Raw genomic sequence first — 22329 nt, 5'->3', positions numbered from 1 at the left:
GGAGCAATAAAATGAACTATTTTAAAATCAAATCCCTAGTTAACAAGGCTTTTATGCTCTGTGTTGGAGTTATCACCTTGAGTTGCGGTCAAGACGATCTTGGTTCTGAAACACCTCATGAGGAAATAATTAAGGCTAACAAGGTACAGACCGCCTATTCTGTATCGGTCATGCAACAGGCATTGGACGAACTCAGTAAAGACCCTTCATTCAACCCTGAAGAAATTGAAGTAGAAGAAAACTATCAGTATGTACGCTTTACCTTATCAGATGATGTTTCTCTAGATGAATTGGAAAAAACTGCAGATGTGTTTACCCACCCGATATATGGCTCTGATTTGAACCAAACCGACGAGGTCGAAGATGGAGTTTTCTATGGTGTCATACCTGCAGATGATTCTTTTCCTTTGAAAGAATATACTGTTCTTTCTTCGTTATATCTTCCCGAACACCTAGCAGATATTCCTGAAAGGGAAGAAGATATTGCTCGACTAGAGGATAAAGCTTACGAAATTGCAGGATGGTCATCTGAGAGCTCAAATTCTGCTCAGAGAAGACTAGGAAAATGGCGTCCAGATGGTCAAATAAAAGCCCTAGATGGTCAAGGAAATTCATTTCCCCTACCACAGTTGACCGTAAAAATTCGAAAGAACATCACTCCTAATAGATGGAAAACTGCAATTACTAACAAAGACGGTTGGTTTCGCTGGCCTGGGGCTAGACCTAGGCATTCGGTAGTTTATCATTTTGAGTATCACACCCAATCAACACCTTCTGCTTACTATCCGCAAACAGAAGTTGGTAACCTGATGCCCTACGATTTAAGGCTGGGTAGGAACCCTATTCTGATATCCAGTGGAAAAAAGAAAAGCCGGTTCTATGTGACACTGGGTACGAAAAATGATTACGACCACGTATTAGGTAAGCTATTTGCTGAGGCACTTCAGCAATACCTGCGATTTAGAGGTCAAATAGAAAAAGAGATAAGCACTGAGGCATTTTATATGTGGCAGCAGACAACAGAAAGACTTACTCTGTCTGTGACACCAGGTAAGAAAACAACATACCCATATATCGTGGCGCCTATTAATCAAATAAAACTATTTTTCTCTGATCTCAATAGTCGAACGCGATTAGACGATGCCTTGCTATTGATGCAAATGATAGATGCGTTTGAATATCATCGGCTAAGTAACACGACAGCCAAAACGATGGAAGATAACCTCAAGCACTTATGGTCATTTGCTATTGCTTATAAGGTAGTGAAAAGTAGCACATACAGTAATGTCATACCAGAGCTAAACGATTATCTGAAGGACCTCTCGTATACTTCTGAAAATAGACTTGTATTGGATTTAATAGATACTGAAGATGAACCAAACCCTCTCGGAGTAGATGGACTTTTAGATAATATAGATGGGTTTTCATGGGATGTGATGTTGAGGACGTTGAAAAATACTAGAGACATAGGAACATGGATGAGACGTCTGGCAGAAAATAATGAAGCTTCCGAGCAGCAGATTAAAGATTTATACAAAGCCGGCTTTAATGGTGGCGCTTATCTGTTTTCGAAAGGGCAAGAGTTTTCTACCCGCCTCAATTCTATCACAATCTCTGCAGATCAATTAAAGGTGGGGGATTTCAATGGAGACGGAAAAGATGATCTGTTTCATCAAAATGACTTAGGAAATGGAAGTATTCAAGGTTATTTCCAATACAACATTTTCGAAAAAGAGGTATCTACCTTCACTTTTCCATCTGGGGATTTGGTAATAGGAGATGTCAATGGAGATAAGAGGGACGACATACTTGTGATCTCTGGAACGACCTTTAGGGTCTATTATGGACCTAACTGGAATTCAGAAACCTTATCAACTTTCGATCCTGACAAAGTAGACGTCTTTAGGGGTGCAGACTTTGATGGTGATGAAAAAATGGATTTGATCGCCAATAAATCAGGAGATAATAAGCTCTACATGTGGTGGAGTTGTCAGGGAGAAGAGGTACCATGGATGACACATTCTATCAACTTAAGCGAGGCATTGATTGGAGATTTTTACAACAATGATTCTTATGACATCCTTTTTAAGGATAACAGGAATAGATATAGTGTCTTGTATGATTCCAATGGGTCAGGAGACGATCTCCGTTTGGGCTGGTCATTGCCATTCAGGTCTTTTGACAGAGTTCGTTTTGGGGATTTTAATGGGGATGGTCAGGATAACTTGATTCACTTTGAGCAGACTTGGTTCAGTTCTGATGATGGCAGAAATAGATGGAGTGTATTAAACAACCATGAGGATGCTGTCTTTGCTAGAGGAATTCATCCAAAGGATGTAATAATCGGTGATTTTAACGGCGATGGAAAGTCAGATATACTTTACACTGCAACAGATGAATAGTAAGACGTAATCACTTACATACCAAAAGACGACTTCATCATTTTGGGAGGTCGTCTTTTGTTTTTACTGGCATACTTTTATGCACCAAGCAAATCCTGTAATTCATTAGTAAAGTCATCTTTATTATAAGAAATGACACCCTATCCCCTAGCTGCGACAATAAATCACCGTAGCTATACTAAGCCTCTTTGTCACCGCCTTGATTTATTGTTGTGAAACCTATCATTACAAAGTTCCAATGCATAAAGTGTGTTTAACAAAAAAACCACCTCAGCTCTCGCCAAGGTGGTATAATGAAACTATCCGACTCAATGGTTGGAATATCTTTTACCTAAATTAAGCTACCTCCTCTGTAGCCTCTTCCGTTTCTTCAGCTTCATTTTCCGAGCGCGTCTTTCTAGACTTAGCCACGGTCATGATAGCTGTGGTAATACCGTCGATCAATGAAATAACCTCGTCATATTCACCTTCAGTAGTAGTACTTTGAAGAATCTCCATAGTACTCAGAAGAGCATTGAGATGAGGAATAATATTAGACCTAGCCTCTGACAGCGTCGGGTAGTCTGCCATTTGATCTGCCTCAAGACGCTCATTGTATAGATCGTTGAACTCCGTCTGCGCTTGTTTCAGTTCAGTATAGATGTCCATGGCATTTAGCGTAGTGATCGCCGACTGATAGGCTTCTTCATCCAATTCATTGAATAGCGCAGATAATTTACCCGATTGCTCCGCGTACCCGAGTTTGTACAAATTTTTACCCGCTTGATCGATCACAGGCCATACTTTGGCGTACGCTTCCTTGATAGTCTCTATTCGACGACGCTTATTGGCATCGACTAAATCTCTGAAGCCGATAAACAAATCATCTCTCAATGCATCTGTTTTGGACAATTCACTCACTAGTTGGTTAAGTCGTACTGCCATGATAGCCTGCTGTAGTGCTTCCAAATCCGACTCTAGTAGAGCGACTATTTTAAGTACGAAAGGATCTGTGATACTGGCTTCTTGAATGGCCTTAAGGTAATTAGCTGTAGTTTCTGCCAGTTCCGCTGGCAGCAAATAGCTTGTTCTAAGCTTGATCATATATAAATGTTTAGTATTAATTAAATATCGAGACATCAAATATAACGGTAACAATGGCAACTACAAACAAATAACAGTTATATAAATGATTAATCTCATTTTCATTTAACAAGCCCCTTTCCTAGCATCTACTTTTGAATTATTAATTAATATGGTCTAAATCTCGTGGAGCAGACTCCCAAAAATATTTTTTGCTCGACTGACAGTGACTTGGAGCGCGTAAATTTTCCAGATTGAGTAATCCAGCTGGCGAGACCGAAAAAAAATCTTTTTTGGACCAATCCAGTCGGATTGGAGCGCTTAGATTTTATTTTTTGAATTTTCCAGCTGATTTGCTCCAAATAAGATATTTCGTTGAATAATTCAGCTGGATTAGTCCGAAAAAGAATTTTCGCGGAGCAATCCAGTCGGATTATTCAAAAAAAGAATTTTTTCGCAATTATCCAGCTGACTTGAAGCGCAAAAGATCTTTCGCGCTTCAAGTCAGAAAATGTGCTGCGAAAAAATTTTTCCTAGTGTAAAATTCGGTGGTATTTCTGTGGCAAAAAAATTAATTCCTGTACTGAATGATGAGGGGGTAGCCTCCTTTTGTGAGGGATGAAGCTTTTAATTCAATAGGTATAACCTTAATATAAAGAAACCTCAACCCTGAGTGTTGGCACTAACAATAGGAAATTAAACCCCACTAGAGAGCATTTCATCAATGATCACCAGTGGGGTTTTCAGTATATTATTTACTAGGGTTCAAATTGCCTTGAATAGACCACGCAAAATCAAGTTGAACATAATTGGTAAAAATCGAATCATTCATACTTATGTACTGATCGGCCGTGTACCCTAGTGAACCATTCTTCGCATCGGATGTGGCTAGCGCATGACAGCTCATACAGTTACTTTGCATTCCATATTTGAAATTGGGGTTTAACCGATTAGAAACTGTAAATTCAGGAAGGCCTGCTTCGAGATATGGATTGAAACCTATTATTGGAGTAGCACCTTCATTCGTACCTCCTGTAATTGGTTGATTAGGCCAAACCATAGCATAAGCAGTAGATACTGCATAATGAGAAGCAGCCCCTTCCAACTGAGAAGGTCTAAGACTAGCCTCCCAATCAGAACTAGGAAAATCAGGGTTATCAGGATTCGTTGTCCAAAAAAACGTCTGCCACGTCCAATTACTGATCTCTTTTGTAGTAACATGCATAGCTACTAATACCGCCAAGTCTCCTGCATCTACTTTCACTCCAGTTTGACCTTCTTGTTGAGCATTGATATAGTTGGCCGTAGCTTCATCAAAAGTATAATATATAAACTCATCGAGGTTGACAATAGCACTAGCTGGAGGAGTACTGACTGTACTATCTACTGGAATAGCTACTTTTTCCGATTGCTGACTATTATTCACATCTGCATATATAAACGAATCCCAGTCTGATGAGTCAAATACCTGACCTAGACTATCTGGTTTATTAGGAGGTCCTGACCATGCTGGGATACGGATCAGTTGATCACTTTTCTTACCTATAAAATAAGTCGGCTTGATAGTAATGCTATTATTAGGAAAAGCTTTAATCGTTCCAATACCATTATTGACCACTAGTTTACTAATAGTGGATTGGTTGAGTAGCAAGTTTTGAGTCGCATGACAGGCCGCATTTGGATCATACGACACTGACACATACAATCCAGGATTTTTATCTACCGATGATGTAGTAGCAGCTCCAAATGTATGTGTCAATTGATTTGGGAAATGAAGACTCTCTCGAACATTTCTTTCTTTAGTCATGTCACAACCTCCCTCTGCATCACCATTAGCACATAGTGAGGCGATATCTGAGATTCCTAACCAAGTTTCATAGATCAGTAATGTGTCTGATAAATTATAAATCTGATCAGATTTGGATGTGAGACCCGCCCAAATTCCCCAAGCATGATTGGTAATGTTAATCGTATCCATCGAGTCCAACCAACCATATACAATGACTGAATCTTCTGGAAAGTTAAAATCTGGAACGACAGATGGTAAGGGCTGAGGAGTTACCATGTTAGAAAACGACTGGGTTTTATCATCAAATACGCAACTATAATAGATACTGGATGACAAGGCCACGGTGGCCATAAGGAGTAGGGTAGCTTTTAGTTTCATTTTGCTAGTTATTAAGTTGATTTTCAATATAATTTACTCAATAAAGTTCCTTGACACAAAGGGACGAGGTTACTTTAGATTTTTATTTAAGCTAGATTCAAGAGGTAAGAACCCCAGTAGAAAGCGAGTAACACTTAAGTCACCTGTTACACTATCACTAAACTCGCACCATTATCAGTGAATTCGTCATCCCAGAAAGTACCAAGACCTGCAGGTCGGGGAATTATCTGGGATCTCAACGTTATTTGGAAATATGAGCGTTGAGATCTCGGATAGGTTTTCTACGCTATCCTAGAAAATCTTCCGAGATGACGAATTCATGAAACTCTACTTATTACTGACGAGTAACAGAAGCCGTCACAAAACCTGAATTGTTAGCAAAATCAACATCCCAGGCATATAAGGTTAGTTCTACAGGTTCATCCGAATCAACTATTGTTTCAAAATTAGTTCCTACCTTGAAATAAGTAATGCCACCATCAAAACTGCCTACTAGAGATAATAACCTAAATTGGAATCCAAAAATTGACCATAAATCACCAGACGCTCCATTTGCATTAGTAAACGAACTAGATACAATCCAATACCAAAAATCATCTTCAGCACAAGTAATGGTAATTTTGTCTCCAGGGTAGAAAGTTCCAACTGAAAGACCAACTCCGCCCGTCACACTGTTTTCCATTGCATATACATCAAAGTACTCGACTTCTATCTCTTTCAAAATGACGATAAGTGGTTCGTCTTGGTAGAATTTGAGACTACTATTATCAAGTACTACAGTATCTTGTTCATATCCAGACTTAGAAGTAACGATAGTGTAGGTTCCAAATTCATCTCGCACTCGGATCTGTGTGGTTTCATTCAAAAGATCGTTTTCATAAAGTAGCGTATCTCCTGCATATACTTTGACAGATGCATCAGTCAGTTCGTATGACTCTGATATTTTATCAAAATAGTGAACAGACATCAAGAAATCGATCGTATTGACTACCTCAAAATCAAAATCTGTATAACCAAAATCCGACGCATCATAGCCTTCTGGAGAGATCACCTCTGGTGTGATTTGTTTGGAATCATCCGTAGCGATATCAAATGACATAGCCAACGGAGTATCCACAAGGTAAGCCAACTCACTTCCTTCTAACGGTGTCAAATAAAGAACTTCTCCGTTTTCATCTAGAACTAAGTATTCTACCAACTCATAAGATCCCACTTCTAGAGCGATAGGGTCACTGATATAGTTGCCATTGAATGAGATGACATCGAGGGCTTCTTTGTCATAGACTAACTCCCCTCCTTCGGCAGACTGAATAGTAACTACTATTTGGTCTGGATCTAATGATGCCGTACGCGTATTGCTAGCAGAAACATCCATATCATCAAAGGAAAAGGATACTTCTCCATAGCTACTTTCTGACAATGACTGTACTTCCTCAGACTGTTCACAAGCCAAAAAACATAAGCTCATCAATACTGGATAAATTAAGGTTTTAAACATCGGTTTCATTTTATTAAAGTTTATTTTTCCACCTACTCATTTGGCTTTTCGGCTACCGCCTCCTATGAAAACTACCACACAGGAACAGCCCGTTTTTTCTAGTGGGGTCTGCTCCACTTCAAAAGCTTTTGATAATTCAAAGTTGAGTGAAAGGAATACTGGATCTATCGATCAAAATGGGTAGATAGTCAGATACTGCTTTTGTGGTAGTGGAGGGGAAATCTCGATCCTTTTAAATAAAAAAGGTCGAAGCATGCTTCGACCTTAATGTTGATTACAAAAACTAATTCAGCTAATATTTATAAAAGGATCCCAAGTAAAATATCCAACGGTTGCACCAGTAGCTGAATCTACAATTTGAAAAGACCAGTTATATTGTACATTGCCGATATTCAGAACAGAACTTGCCCAAGCAGAACACATATAAGCTGAAAGGGTTGGTTGTGTCACCTCTGATTCACTATTATAATATAAAGCTGCGGGTACACTACTCATTTCTGGTTGGGTTATTATCCCTCCGTAACCTGTACCTGAAGAAAAGTTATATAATATCGAACAATATGACTGTGTTTGATTGTCTTGCAACCCAGTTGAGGGATCTGTAATTGTCCATCTAATGGTATTTCCAACAGAAGCATTGACTGCAAGCTCTGAAGTTCCATTTTTTGTGGACGCATATTGTCCATCACAAATCATGAAAATATAGCTATCTGAATCATTCCAACTTCCTAAACTAGTTGGGCTGTTCAAAGTACCAGCGCTTAATTTACCTTCGTTTACCTGTTTCATCAAAAAATTAGTGTCTACGACACATAGAATATCAATAGTTTCCATTTTACAATAAGTTTATTTTTTACCTACTCATTTGGCTTTTCGGCTACCGCCTCCTATGAAAACTACCACACAGGAACAGTTCGTTTTTTCAAGTGGGGTCTGCTCCACTCCAAAAGCTTTTGATAATTCAAAGTTGAGTGAAAGGAATACTGGATCTATCAATCAAAATGGGTAGATGGTCAAATACTACAGATGAGGTATAGTAGATACACATATCCGCCTTGATTAAAATTCAAATAAAGAAATGATGTGTTTCTGAAATAGAATGTGTCTAACTATTGCTTTACAAGTAACGGCTCTTTAATTTTCCTCAATTGAGGTATTTGATCCTATACCGCAATTGAGGTATTAATCAAACCCAAACGGACTAGACTTTTGTAACAGACAATTAAATAAAATGAATATGACCATTGATGTAATTATTGAAATCGACGCTAATCTCTTATCTACAGGCTCACCCAGCATACACTGGTATGCCCCAACTTCATTACCTATACTTAGCATTAGTATTCAAAGTGAAGGCAAGTCTTACAAGTCACCAATTCCACCAGAAAGCACTATAAATTTTAAAGTCGTATCAGAAGGAGGGACAGAACCTTATCCTAATTTCAATATTGTTCACATAGTTCCTGTATCTTCTAAATTAATGCCCTTTGTCAATATAAATTTTAATGATACCGCTAGTAACCCCTTCCAAACTAAATCCTGTAATGAGATCACTTTTGAAGAAGTATATGATCTATACTGCGAGTATACTGTCGGTGATCAACCTGAGTTCTATTTATTAGACCCTAAACTCCAATATGCTCAGAAACCACATTAATCAGTGAAGTATTTATACTTGTTTATTCTTTCAGGAGTATTTTATCTTGGTAATGCCCAAAACAAAGAAACTCTAGATAGTATAATGAAGGTACTAACCACCAAAGTACCTTCTGACACATCAAATGCTCTATTGTATCAGCAGATCATGATATTCTCAAGTGACCCAAATTTAAAAGAGCTATATGCAGACACTATCCTAAGATTTGAAAAACTTCAACCAAAATACTATATCATAGCATGGCAACAAAAAGGAGTATCGAAGAGACTCAATGGAGATTTAAAAAATGGTTTAAAGTTTCTTTTCCATTCAGCCAAATTAGCTGAAGAGCATAAACAATTATTACTATTAGCAGAGTGCTATGGAGAAATCGGAACTACTTATTCAATAAATTTAGATATTCAAAATGCATTAAAATATGAAAACAAATCAATTGATATTCTTCGGCAATTAGGTAAAGAATACAATTTGGCAATTGCGCTTCTCAACACTGGATATACATATTACGAAATCAACAAATATGATACAGCCAACCAATATTACAATGAAGCGAAACCTATCTTCGATTCACTCAATCTTACAATCGGTCAAGCTTACGTGATAGGGAATCGTGCATTAGTTTACTGGAAAACAGGAAAGATCGAACTAGCTAAAGAAGGATTACTTAGAGCCATTGATCTATTAAAACCTCTCGGTGACCAATTTGGAATGTCTGATTATCATAACCAACTAGGAAACCTTTATTGGGAACAAGGCAATTTATATAAGGCTAAAAAACATTTAAACATAGGTCTTGACATGGCTTTAGAACTAGATCTAAAAGAACAAATCAGAGATGCGTCTCTTTTATTATCCAAGATTTACGCTTCTACCCATGAATATCAAAAAGCTTACGACTACCAACTACAACATCTAGCATACAAAGACAGTATTCAAAGCAAAGAGACGACCAATGCTATGGCTGACCTGCGCACTGAGTACGAAGTCAACCTTCGAGAAAAAGAAATAACGACTCTAGAAAAAGACAAGCAACTTCAACAAACCTATATCATCATTGCGATCATCTTAGTCGCCCTTTTGTTGATCGCAATGCTTTATTTTAGACAAAGACTGCGTACTTCTAGATTGCTCATCCAAGCAGAGCGCCATAAAAACAATGCACGAATCAAAGATCTACTCAGAAACCACGAAACTGAAACACTACAAGCGATGGTGAATGGCAAAGAAGAAGAGCGTAAACACTTGGCTAAAGAATTACACAATCATCTTGGTAGTTTATTAGCTACTGTCAAAGTGAACCTCAATGGTCTCAAAAGTACAAATGAAGAAAAGCAACAAACCATCGTCAACCTAGTCGACCAAGCCTGTCAAGATATTAGAAACATATCTCATGAACTGAATATGGGAGTATCCGAAAATTTTGGTCTTGTCCCTGCACTATCTGAGCTTGTACGCCATCTGAAAAAAGTCAATGGACTAGCGGTAGAGTTTACGGCTTCTCTCGATCACGTATATATCAACGCTCAGAGTGAGATATTGCTCTATCGAATCACTCAGGAACTGATCAGCAATGTACTCAAGCATGCCAATGCTTCAGAACTATCCATCACACTAACCGGATATGAGGAGGACAACTTGGTCAACATCCTAGTAGAAGACAACGGAGATGGATTTGAATCTGAAAATGTAGAAAAAGCATCAAAAGGCATCGGACTAGATAGCCTAAATGATATCGTCCAAAAACTGGACGGAGAACTAATTATAGATAGCCGAACAGGAATGGGTACTACCATTAATATAGACCTGCCGGTTCCCAAACCTGAAACAATCATAGAACCATGATTAAAGCCCTCATCGTAGACGATCACGCCTTGTTTTCACAGGGAATGAAGACCATGTTCGAGCCGGAAGATGGTATAGCCGTGACTTGCGAAACCAAAAACGGGTACGAGATACCTTCTATCCTAGAAAAAAAAGAAGTTGACGTTATCATTATGGATATCGATATGCCAATGATCGATGGTCTGGCCGCTCTTGATTTACTCAAAAGAGAAAAGATCGACATCCCTGTACTGATGCTTACCATGCACCAATCGATTAACCGAATCCGAGGCGCACTCGAGCGAGGGGCTCAAGGCTATATACTAAAAGACGCATCTAAGGACGAACTAGTAGAAGCGATCACCTCAGTAAGTCAACGAAAAAACTACTTCCACCCGAAGATTCACGAAGAAGTATTCGACTACTTCAAAGGAAAGACCTCTGCCAAAAACAAACTACAAGAGCTTTCCAAAAGAGAAATTGAGATCATCCGTTGTCTAGCTGATGGTATGAATACCAAGCGCATGGCAGAATCTCTATTCATCAGTGAACACACCATCAGAACTCACCGCCGCAATATCATGCAAAAACTCCACGTAAAAACCTCAGCCGAGCTCGTCAAACTAGCAATCGACAGAGAATTGATTTAAAGATTACATCGCACACTCATAAATCAAAACTAACCACCCTTCTCTCAATGTTATTTTTAAATCAATCAGACTATCTAATAAAACTGTCGCGCTCATTGTTTCTCCTGTTTTAATCAAGCCAATAATTTCAACACAAAAGCAAATTTCGCCTAAGTAAAGAATTGGAACCTAAAAGAATTTTTGAACTTTTAGATGTTAACTCGACAAATCAAAATACGCTGTCAAAAGCTTCAAAAAAGAGTGTTAGAATTAATATTGTTACAACAACGGTTAGTAATTGCATGATTACTAACACGATATAAAATATAGCAAATTGAAGAAATCATCCAATAATCTTGCGCATTAATGTTTTTAGGAAAAATTTCGTTTTACCCCTAAGTTGACAGTAAGAGTTTCCCTTATAACGAGTTAAGTCTATTCACTTAATTCTTAACAAGAAGAGTATGGTTAGGTAAAAACGACACTTGATTTGAATTATTATTTACTTATTTCGAAATGTAAATCCCCCTGATGTTCCTTATCTAGACTCTCGAAGTTTAGATTTTAATTTATCGTATTAAAGTTTCGACCAGCTCAAAATGAAACAAATTGGATTGCGTTTGCGCAAGTTCATCGGATGTGAACTTCGTACTAAAGTTGTATTGTTCAATCCTCCTACACCTACAGCCAAAATACTCGCGTTTTTTCTACTATTCGTATTGGCAAGTTTACCATTAATGCCATTCGGTAGTTTGTATGCTTATTCTTCTAATGAGACTAAAGAACTTGACTGGGGTACTACGTCAACAGAAAACTTTGCCCCTGCTTCACCTAGTGCTCCATTTGTCACCGTATGGAAAACTGACAATCCTGGCGATTCAGGTCCTACTGAAATCACTATTCCTGCTGAAGATGGAGGGCATAACTATACTGTTGAGTATATAAACACAACTAACCCCGCTATCAATGGTACGGTAGGTCCATTTACGGGAAGAACCACGATTGATTTCGGTACCCCAGGTACATATCGAGTAACAATCACAGGAGACTTCCCTAGAATTTATTTCAATAACCAAAACTCTAACGATAAAGATAAGATTCTAAGAATAGAACAATGGGGTGACAACCCATGGACTAGTATGAGGAGAGCCTTTTTTGGATGTAGCAATTTGACTATTACTGCTACCGATATACCAAACTTAAGTGCAATACCCGATTTGACAGCAATGTTTGCCTTTGCTACCTCTTTAACCTCATTAGGACCAGCCGATTGGGATGTATCGGCGATTACCAAGATGAGGAGTATGTTTTTAAGAGCATCCAATTTTGATCAGGACTTGGGAGGATGGAAACTAAACCCTGCAGTAGACATGAAGTACATGTTGGATACAACAAACCTCTCCTGTACTAATTATTCAAACACGCTAATAGGTTGGGCAGCTCAATCTTCCACAGTCACTAATAAAGACTTCGGCCGTGTGTATAAATTAGAATATGGTTCGCATGCTATAGAGGCTAAAGCTATACTAGCCAAAGCTGGCTGGACTATGACAGGCGATAAACTTGGGACTGGTACAGCGGACTGCGCTCCTGCTGGAAATAAACCCTTCGTGACCATATGGAATAGTGCTAACACCTATGCAGGCTCTTCCCCTGCTACCCAAATCATTATTCCTACTAATGGAGGAGGATATAACTATTTTGTTCACTATGAAAACACCTCTGATCCATCTATCAACGGAATCTTTGGACCATTTACAGGAAATGCGACAGTCGATTTCGGTACCGCCGGTACCTATCGCGTAACCATCACAGGAGACTTCCCTCATATTTATTTTAACAATACAGGTGATAAAGATAAGATTATCAGCATAGAACAGTGGGGAGACAACCCATGGACTAGCATGAGGCTAGGCTTTTATGGATGTAGCAATTTGACCATTGCTGCTACTGACAAACCAGACTTAAGTGCAGTGACCGATATGGGAGGAATGTTTGCCTTGGCTACCTCTATAACCTCATTAGGACCAGTCGATTGGGATGTATCGACGGTTACTAATATGAATGCACTATTCTATTATGCCTCTAATTTCAATGGAGATATCAGTAGCTGGGATGTCAGTGAAGTCTTCGATATGCAGAATATGTTTGCTGGCGCATCTGCTTTTAATCAAGATATAAGAGGATGGAGAACGGATAAACTGCAGAGAACAGCTTTAATGTTCAATCAAGCTTCTTCATTTAATCAACCTTTAAATTGGGACTTCAAGCTTGTCACTGATATGTCAAGCATGTTTCTTGAGGCTAGTAGTTTTGATCAAGATCTCAGCAGCTGGACGCTGAACCCTTCTGTGAATATGGCCAAAATGCTGGACCAATCAGGGCTTTCATGTACCAATTATTCCAATACCCTTATCTCATGGGCTTCTACTGCTCCTTCTGGTCTGAGATTAAGTGCCGACGGACTCGAATATAGCTTCGATGCTATTAGTGCTCGAAATAGTCTTATCGACCGTAGTTGGATAATTGCTGACGACATATTAGGTAATAGCACTAGTGGTTGTGCAAAGCCATCTGGCAGCAGTCACTTCGTCACCGTATGGAATAGTGCTATTACTTATACAGGTTCTACTCCTAATACCCAAATCACCATACCTACTTTACTATCCACTGCAACTCTTGGGGGATATAATTATTACGTTCATTATGAAAACACCTCTGATGCTACCATCAATGGAATAGAAGGGCCTTTCACGGGAGATGCTAATATTGATTTCGGTACGCCAGGTGAATACCGTGTGACGATCACAGGAAAATTCCCTCATATTTACTTTGATTACAAGGGAGATGATCAAAAAATAATCAGAATAGAACAGTGGGGAGATAACCCTTGGACTTCTATGCATCGTTCTTTTGCAGATTGTAGCAATTTAACCATTACTGCTACTGATGCCCCCGACCTCAGTCGAGTCACTTCATCGTCATTTATGCTTGCTCGAACGAGTTCATTGACATCATTAGGCACAACTATCTGGGATGTATCTAACATAGAAGACATGCAATATATGTTTAAAGGTGCTACCAATTTTAATGGAGACATTAGCGGATGGAATGTTGAAGCGGTAACAGATATGTCATTCATGTTTTCTGGTGCTACAAGTTTCAATCAAAATTTAGGTGGCTGGAAAACAAATAAACTTACCCGTGCATCCCGCATGTTCGAAGGTGCTAGTTCATTTAACCAACCATTAAATTGGCATGTTGAGCTGGTAACTGATATGTCTTCTATGTTCTACAATGCCTCGGCATTTGATCAAGACCTCAGTAGTTGGAAACTAAATCCTGCAGTAGACATGTCCAATATGCTGAACAACACTGGTATGTCCTGCACCAATTATTCTAATACACTAGCTGGATGGGCAGCTTTATCGCCGACTGTCATTAATCGAAACTTAGATGCTACCAATATCACCTATGGGTCTCTTGCAATAAAAGATAGAGCTACCCTTACCAATACGCTAGGCTGGTCTATTACAAACGACGCTCTTGCAACAGGCACATCAGACTGCGCTCCAATTGGAAACAAACCTTTTGTAACGGTATGGAAAAGTGATAATCCTGGCACGTCAACCAATACTCAAATTAATATCCCTACAGATGGCATCGGGTATGACTATTCTGTACACTATGTAAAAACAGATGACGCTAGTATCAATGGTACCGTAGGACCTTTTAACGGAGATGCTACTATTGATTTTGGTACAGCTGGAGAATACCGTGTAACTATCGTAGGAGACTTTCCTAGCATTTACTTCGATGGCAAGGGAGACGATGAAAAAATTATAAGAATAGAACAATGGGGCGATAATCCTTGGACTTCTATGGAGGATGCCTTCAAGGGTTGTAAAAATTTAACCATTACTGCCACTGATGCTCCTGACTTGAGCGGTGTTACTAGTATGTCCAGTATGTTCCAAAATGCTGACTTACTGACATCTCTTGGGGCATCGGGATATACCAAATGGGATGTATCCAATGTACAAGATATGAGTGGGTTATTTTCACAAGCCCTTAACTTCAATGGAGATATTAGTGCATGGGACGTCAGTGAAGTAACGAACATGGCCGGCATGTTCGTCCTTGCTGGTAGTTTTAATCAAGATATTGGCGGATGGAATGTAGAAAAGGTTACTAATACTTTAGCGATGTTCTCTGGAGCAAGCAGCTTTGACCAAGATCTAGGAGGCTGGAAATTAAATCCATCTATAACGATGTTTTCCATGTTAGATAGATCGGGCATGTCATGTGACTCGTATTCTAGTACACTTAACGGATGGGCAGCGCAATCCCCTGCTGTCAATGGCAAAAATATAGGAGCTAAAGATCTCATTTATAGTTTTGATGCTATCAGTGCTAGAAAAGTATTGGCTGATGATCGAAGCTGGACTATTACTGGTGATGCATTGGGTACTGGAGCGAGTAGCTGTTCTCCACCTTCTAGTAGTAATAACTTCGTGACGATCTGGGACAGTAACAATACCTATACAGGCTCCACCACTGCTACGCAAATCAAGATACCTACTACCGGAACTGGCTATGACTACTATGTTCATTATGTAAAAACAGATGACGCATCAATCAATGGTATTGAAGGTCCTTTTTCAGGAGATGCGGTAATAGATTTTGGAACAGCTGGAGAGTATCGTGTAAGCATCACCGGAGATTTTCCTCAGATTTTCTTCAATGATGGTGACGATAAAAACAAAATCCTTCAAATAGTACAATGGGGTAACAATCCTTGGACTTCTATGGAGCGTGCTTTTAGAGGTTGTGGTAATTTGACTATCACGGCTGCTGATGCTCCAAATCTAAGCTCCGTAAAGGATATGTCTCTAATGTTTGAAAGAGCTAGTTCATTGACGTCTTTGGGGGCTTCAGGATATACCAAATGGGATGTATCAACAGTCAATAATATGATGTCGATGTTTACAGGAGCCACTGAATTCAACGGAGATATTAGCACATGGGATGTAAGTGAAGTGACCAACATGGGAAGCATGTTTGGAGATGCTAGAAAGTTCAATCAAGATATCAGTGGATGGAAAACTGACAAACTAATAAATGCATCAGCGATGTTTGGTCAGGCTTTTTCTTTCAATTACCCTCTCAATTGGAATACGGAGAACATTACGGACATGAGGAACATGTTCAATAATGCTCGTGATTTCGATCAAGATTTAGGAGGCTGGAAATTAAATACTGCAGTAGACATGAGAAGCATGTTAAGAAATGCTGGAATATCTTGTGAAAATTATTCGAAAACTTTAACGGGCTGGGCTACTCAATCTCCTGTGGTAACTGGTAGAAATCTAGGTTCAACCAATGGTGCTGCATTTGGATCTAATGCTATCAAGTATAGAGCCATACTAATTAGCAATGGGTGGACAATTAATGACGATGTATTTTTTGACTGCGATCCTACCGCTAGTAAACCTTTCATTACCGTCTGGAAAAGTGATAATGTTGGCACTTCATCTTCTACTCAAATCACTATACCTACCAATGGGGCTGGCTACAACTATTATGTTTATTATATAAAAACAGATGACCCTACTATTTATAACACTGTTGGACCTTTTACTGGAAACGCTACTATTGACTTTGGTACAGCTGGAACATATAATGTAGTCATCTTGGGAGATTTTCCTCAGATTTACTTCGATGATGGTGGTGATAAAAACAAAATCCTGAGAATAGAACAATGGGGAGACAATCCTTGGACTTCTATGGAGCGTGCTTTTAGAGGTTGTGGTAATTTGACTATAACGGCTGCTGATGCTCCTAACTTGAGCTCTGTGACTAACATGTCACTGATGTTTACCGGAGCTAGCTCACTGACGTCTTTGGGAGCTGCCAATTGGGATGTATCAAACGTCAGCAACATGTCGACGATGTTTGCTGGAACTCCTGAATTCAACGGAGATATTAGCGCATGGGATGTAGGTGAAGTGACTAATATGGGAAGCATGTTTGCATATGCTAGAAAGTTTAATCAAGACATCAGTGGATGGAAAACAGATAAACTGACAAACACCTTAGACATGTTTTTTCATGCTTCTTCATTCAATTATCCACTCAATTGGAACACGGAGAACATTACGGACATGCATGACATGTTCTTTCATGCAAGTAGCTTTGATCAAGATCTCGGAAGTTGGAAGCTGAATGCTTTAGTAGACATGAAAGGCTTGTTTTACAATTCTGGAATGTCATGCGAAAATTATTCCAAGACTCTAACTGGATGGTCTGCTCAATCTCCTGTAGTAACTGGTAGAGACTTAGGTTCAGCCAACGGACTTGCTTACGGCTCTCATGCTATCAAGTCTAGAGCTATTCTAATAAACAATGGGTGGGCAATCAAAGATGATGCTCTTGGCACCGGCACGGCAGACTGCTCTTCTTCAACTGACAAGCCTTTTGTCACGCTCTGGAAAAGTGATAATGGTGGCGTCTCATCTTCGACTCAAATCAATATACCTACTACTGGAGCTGGCTATGACTATTATGTGCATTATGTAAAAACAGATAACGCTGCTATCAATGGCACTATTGGGCCTTTCAAAGGAAATGCTACTATTAATTTTGGTACAGCTGGTACTTATCGAGTGACAATCGTTGGAGATTTTCCTCGAATACACTTCAATGGCAGAGGTGATGATCTGAAAATACTTGAGATAGAGCAATGGGGTAACAATTCTTGGACTTCTATGGCGGATGCTTTTAGTGGCTGCAACAATTTGACCGTCACAGCTTCAGACGCTCCTGATCTCAGCCTAGTAACTAGCGTGCGCAATATGTTCAGGGAAGCTAGTTCGTTGACCTCATTGGGAACTGGTTCATGGGATGTACAGACGGTAAAAGATATGAGCAATATGTTCCAGAATGCATCTTCATTTAACCAAGACTTAGGTCCTTGGAATGTGATGAATGTAGAAAACATGAGTGGAATGTTTGATAATGCCCATAGTTTCAATCAAGACATCAGTGGATGGGACATTAGTAAGGCAACTAGTATGGAAAAAATGTTTCGTGATGCTGTAGCCTTTGATCAAGACCTTGGCGGCTGGAAGCTAAATCCAGCAGTAGATATGACCAATATGTTGGATGATTCGGGAATAACATGTGATAGCTATTCTAAGACGATTTCGGGATGGTCTGCATTATCACCAACTGTTAGTGGTAGAACATTAGGCGCAAAAGGACTTACCTATGGTTCACATATTATAGAAGCTAGAGCTACCTTGACCGATGCCCTCGGCTGGACTATAAATAATGATGTGCTAGGAACTGGAACTTCTAACTGTAACCCTTCTTCAGATCGTCCCTTTGTGACTATTTGGAAAAGTGATAACCCTGGCACTTCATCTTCTACTGAAATAACTATTCCCACTACAGGAACTGGATATGATTACTATGTGCATTACATGAATACTTCTGATGCAAGTATCAATGGTACGGTCGGTCCTTATTCAGGAGATGCTACTATTGATTTTGGTACAGCTGGCACGTATCGAGTTACCATAATTGGTGATTTTCCACAGATCTATTTCAATGGTGTGGGCGATGATCAAAAAATTCTAAAAATAGAACAATGGGGTAATAACCCTTGGACATCTATGGAAAGAGCCTTTAAAGGTTGTAGTAATTTGACCATTACAGCTAGCGATGTACCAGATTTGGTAACCAACTCGGTGACCAATCTCAACGAGATGTTTCTTGATAATTCTTCTTTGACTGATTTAGGTAATCATAATTGGACAGTTACTGGAATAGAAAACGTACAAGACATGTTTGCAGGAGCATCCCTCTTCAATGGAAATATCAGCAATTGGTTCAATTCACCCAACGCTGTGAAAAACATGGAAGCGATGTTTGCAGGGGCGTCTGTATTTAATCAAAATATCAGTTCATGGGATGTTACCAGCGTAGAAAACATGAGTCGAATGTTCGAAAATGCTGATTCTTTTAACCATAACATCAGCGGGTGGAGTGTTGGAAATGTAAAGGAGATGCGTCAGATGTTTACTTACAACGATGCATTCAATCAAGATATTAGTTCATGGGATGTAAGTAGCTGTACCAATATGCAATCAATGTTTGCTCTAGCAAAATCCTTTGATCAAAACCTTGGTTCATGGAAACTCAACTCAAATGTATTATTGAGTAATATTTTCCATTCTTCTGGAGTCGGCTGCATCAACTTTTCTTCTATTTTAAATGGATGGGCTACTGTAAACTCTAGTGTCACTAATCGCGATATGGGTATCAATGATAGCGAGTTCGGAACGAGTGCCAAGGCAGCATACGATCTTTTAACTGACCCTGCTGGTATGAATTGGTCTATTCCAAATAAACTGAACTCTTCTGCCAGTTGTTCTCTTTTTACACTTGACGCTATTAGCAATGCTAATGTAAAAGAGAATGATGCTACTTATAAGGTGACTCCTTCTATTACAAATACTCCTTTTGCACCTACTGGGACAATAGTTTATTCTTTGATTGGTAAAGATGCTAGTCAGTTTACTTTGACAAGTAAAAGCACTGGTGTAATTACCATGAGTGCCAAAGATCATGAGGTCCCAACCGATGACGATAAAGACAATGTATATGAAATCACTCTTGTAGCTACTGACCCACTTGGAAACAATGCATCGACTAGCTGGACTGTTACTATCACTAATGTTAACGATAATGATCCAAAAGCTGTAGCTGATGCTTATACCTACAATGAAGGTTCTACCAATAGCGAGACCGCAGCGGACGGAGTTCTAAAAAATGATTCTGATCCTGATGGAGATGCTATTTCTGCAATCTTAGACACCGACGTCTCTAACGGAACATTGACCTTAAATTCTGATGGATCTTTCGACTACAAACATGACGGTTCTGAAACTACAAGTGATAGCTTCACTTACCAAATCAGCGATGGTACCCGAACAGGTAATAAGGTATCGGTTAGTATTACTATTAAGCCTACTAATGATCATCCTACTGCTATCTCCATAACTGATAATTCTATAGATGAAAATAAATCTATTAATTCTACAGTGGGTAAGTTCTCTTCTACTGATCCTGATACTGGTGATAAGCATACTTACACGCTCGTAACTGGAACCGGTAGTACCGATAATGCTAGCTTCAAAATTGTAGGTGATGAACTCCAGACTCTAGCTGTCTTTGATCATGAAACTAAGAGCTCTTATTCTATTAGGGTAAAATCTATCGATGATGGAACGGGAAATCTATCCTTTGAAAAGGTATTTACTATCAATATCAACGATGTGAATGATAAACCGTCTGACATCAGCATTTCTAGTAATTCAATTAAAGAAGGTTTGGCCAAGGGTTCTAAAGTCGGAGATTTCTCTTCTACTGATCAGGATACTGGTGATAAACATACTTATACGCTTGTCGCTGGAACAGGTAGTACGGATAACGCTAGTTTCAAAATCGTTGGAGACGAACTACAATCTGATGCCGTGTTCGATTTCGATGTCAAAAAGTCTTTCTCTATCAGAGTAAGGTCTACTGATGATGGTACTGGAAATCTAGCCTTTGAAAAAGTCTTTACTATCAATATTGGTGATGATAATTTCAAGCCTACTGATATAGCTATCTCTGCTAATTCTATCGATGAAAATAAAACTGCTAATTCTGCTGTAGGTAAGTTCTCTTCTACTGATCCTGATTCTGGTGATAAGCATACTTACACGCTCGTAACTGGAACCGGTAGTACCGATAATGCTAGCTTCAAAATTGTAGGCGATGAACTGCAAACTCTAGCTGCTTTTGATCATGAAACTAAGAGTTCTTATTCTATTAGGGTAAAATCTACTGATGACGGTACGGGAAATCTAGCCTTTGAAAAGGTATTTACTATCAATATCAACGATGTCAATGATGAACCAAAAATTACATCTACTCCGATTACAGTTGTGAGTCGCGATATTGCCTATTCATACACTATAACTGCAACTGATGATGACGGGAATACCTTAACCTATGCTATGATTTCACCACTGACTAGTTCTTGGCTCTCTTTTGATCCTAGTACTCAGAAATTAGAGGGAACTCCAACTATTTCAGATGTGGGAGCTCACGATGTTGTCTTAACTGTAAGTGACGGAATTATAGCTACACCAAAACAACAGAGCTTTAAGATTACTGTGAAAGGTGTCAACAGTGCTCCTACCTTCACATCCTCTCCTCAAGCCTTGGCTGATGAAGATGAATTATTTACATATAATGTCCAAACAAAAGACTTGGAAGGAGATAAGGTTATAGTACAATCATTTGGTCATCCATCTTGGTTGTCACTAAAGAGCAATACAAATGGTACTGCTGTTCTATCAGGAACGCCTACTAATGAAGACATTGGCTCATATGACGTTTCATTACGTGCTGATGATGGCGATTTATCTACATGGCAAAATTTCACAGTTCGCGTAGTAAATACTAACGATCCTCCTACAGCTATAACGATATCCAACAACACTACCATGGAATTCGAGCCCATAGGTTTGTTTGTTGCAAGTCTGACCACTGAGGATCCCGATCCAAATGATAGTCATACCTACAAGTTAGTTTTCGATGAAAAAGATGGTGAACCGTTTTATATTGATGGCAATCAGCTATTGACAAACAGACAACTTTCTCATTTTGCTCAAAAGGAATATACGTTTGAGATACAATCATTCGATGTGGCTGGAGCTAGCATTTCTACCGAAGTCACCATATTCATTGAAAAGAATCCTGAAAAGGAACTCATAATACCTAGTGCTTTCACTCCGAACAATGATGGAGAAAATGATTTCTGGGAAATTCCAAATATTGAATTGGTTCCAAACTGTAGAGTTAATATTCTGGATAGAAATGGCAAAAGGGTATTTTCTTCTCAAGGGTATGATCGTCCATGGGATGGAAGATACAAAGGTGAAAAACTACCTAAGGATACCTACTACTATTTCATAGAGTTGGATCGTGAAGGCACCATCATTAAGAAAAATGGATTTGTAGTGATATTATAAGCACAA

9 protein-coding genes are annotated in these 22329 nt (G+C 39.1%); 5 read left to right on the top strand and 4 right to left on the bottom strand.

Annotated features, from left to right (window positions below):
* The first annotated feature begins 11 nt into the window (after positions 1 to 11).
* Positions 12 to 2402: an FG-GAP repeat domain-containing protein gene (locus DKG80_RS17385; RefSeq protein WP_109832651.1), complete on the top strand. Its 2391-nt coding sequence runs from the start codon at positions 12 to 14 to the stop codon at positions 2400 to 2402.
* Positions 2403 to 2738: 336 nt separating this feature from the next.
* On the opposite strand, the gene DKG80_RS17380 is transcribed toward DKG80_RS17385, so the two are convergent.
* The 4 genes from DKG80_RS17380 to DKG80_RS17365 form a co-directional block, all read right to left on the bottom strand.
* Positions 2739 to 3485 carry a DUF6261 family protein gene (locus DKG80_RS17380; RefSeq protein ID WP_109832650.1) on the bottom strand — a complete coding sequence of 249 codons (747 nt, stop codon included), beginning with the start codon at positions 3483 to 3485 and terminating at the stop codon, positions 2739 to 2741.
* A gap of 730 nt (positions 3486 to 4215) precedes the next feature.
* Positions 4216 to 5631, bottom strand: coding sequence for a hypothetical protein (locus tag DKG80_RS17375; RefSeq protein ID WP_162555958.1), 1416 nt, complete (start codon positions 5629 to 5631; stop codon positions 4216 to 4218).
* A gap of 334 nt (positions 5632 to 5965) precedes the next feature.
* Positions 5966 to 7129, bottom strand: coding sequence for a hypothetical protein (locus DKG80_RS17370; protein WP_162555957.1), 1164 nt, complete (start codon positions 7127 to 7129; stop codon positions 5966 to 5968).
* Between the two features lie 288 nt (positions 7130 to 7417).
* Complete coding sequence (locus DKG80_RS17365; protein WP_109832647.1) at positions 7418 to 7963, bottom strand: AidA/PixA family protein; 546 nt, start codon at positions 7961 to 7963, stop codon at positions 7418 to 7420.
* Positions 7964 to 8360: 397 nt separating this feature from the next.
* Between DKG80_RS17365 and DKG80_RS17360 the strand changes: the two genes are divergently transcribed.
* The 4 genes from DKG80_RS17360 (at position 8361) to DKG80_RS17345 (ending at position 22323) form a co-directional block, all read left to right on the top strand.
* The gene (locus DKG80_RS17360; protein ID WP_109832646.1) at positions 8361 to 8786 is read left to right on the top strand and encodes a hypothetical protein; all 426 of its coding nucleotides are present in this window, start codon (positions 8361 to 8363) and stop codon (positions 8784 to 8786) included.
* Positions 8787 to 8789: 3 nt separating this feature from the next.
* The gene (locus DKG80_RS17355; protein ID WP_162555955.1) at positions 8790 to 10628 is read left to right on the top strand and encodes a tetratricopeptide repeat-containing sensor histidine kinase; all 1839 of its coding nucleotides are present in this window, start codon (positions 8790 to 8792) and stop codon (positions 10626 to 10628) included.
* Complete coding sequence (locus DKG80_RS17350) at positions 10625 to 11257, top strand: response regulator (RefSeq protein ID WP_109832644.1); 633 nt, start codon at positions 10625 to 10627, stop codon at positions 11255 to 11257. The genes DKG80_RS17355 and DKG80_RS17350 overlap by 4 nt, the downstream gene beginning before the upstream one ends.
* A gap of 578 nt (positions 11258 to 11835) precedes the next feature.
* Positions 11836 to 22323: a BspA family leucine-rich repeat surface protein gene (locus DKG80_RS17345; protein WP_109832643.1), complete on the top strand. Its 10488-nt coding sequence runs from the start codon at positions 11836 to 11838 to the stop codon at positions 22321 to 22323.
* Positions 22324 to 22329: the final 6 nt, after the last annotated feature.

The sequence above is a fragment of the Reichenbachiella versicolor genome, assembly GCF_003171675.1.
Lineage (GTDB): Bacteria > Bacteroidota > Bacteroidia > Cytophagales > Cyclobacteriaceae > Reichenbachiella > Reichenbachiella versicolor.
The sequence above is the reverse complement of the archived record's forward strand: the minus strand, read 5'-3'. Positions and strand labels throughout refer to the sequence as shown.

Excerpts from the sequence above, each read along its gene's own strand:
- DKG80_RS17345 (WP_109832643.1), top strand. The coding sequence starts at position 11,836 with ATGAAACAAATTGGATTGCGTTTGCGCAAGTTCATCGGATGTGAACTT.
- DKG80_RS17370 (WP_162555957.1), bottom strand. The coding sequence starts at position 7,129 with ATGTTTAAAACCTTAATTTATCCAGTATTGATGAGCTTATGTTTTTTG.
- DKG80_RS17350 (WP_109832644.1), top strand. The coding sequence starts at position 10,625 with ATGATTAAAGCCCTCATCGTAGACGATCACGCCTTGTTTTCACAGGGA.
- DKG80_RS17385 (WP_109832651.1), top strand. The coding sequence starts at position 12 with ATGAACTATTTTAAAATCAAATCCCTAGTTAACAAGGCTTTTATGCTC.
- DKG80_RS17365 (WP_109832647.1), bottom strand. The coding sequence starts at position 7,963 with ATGGAAACTATTGATATTCTATGTGTCGTAGACACTAATTTTTTGATG.
- DKG80_RS17360 (WP_109832646.1), top strand. The coding sequence starts at position 8,361 with ATGAATATGACCATTGATGTAATTATTGAAATCGACGCTAATCTCTTA.
- DKG80_RS17380 (WP_109832650.1), bottom strand. The coding sequence starts at position 3,485 with ATGATCAAGCTTAGAACAAGCTATTTGCTGCCAGCGGAACTGGCAGAA.
- DKG80_RS17375 (WP_162555958.1), bottom strand. The coding sequence starts at position 5,631 with ATGAAACTAAAAGCTACCCTACTCCTTATGGCCACCGTGGCCTTGTCA.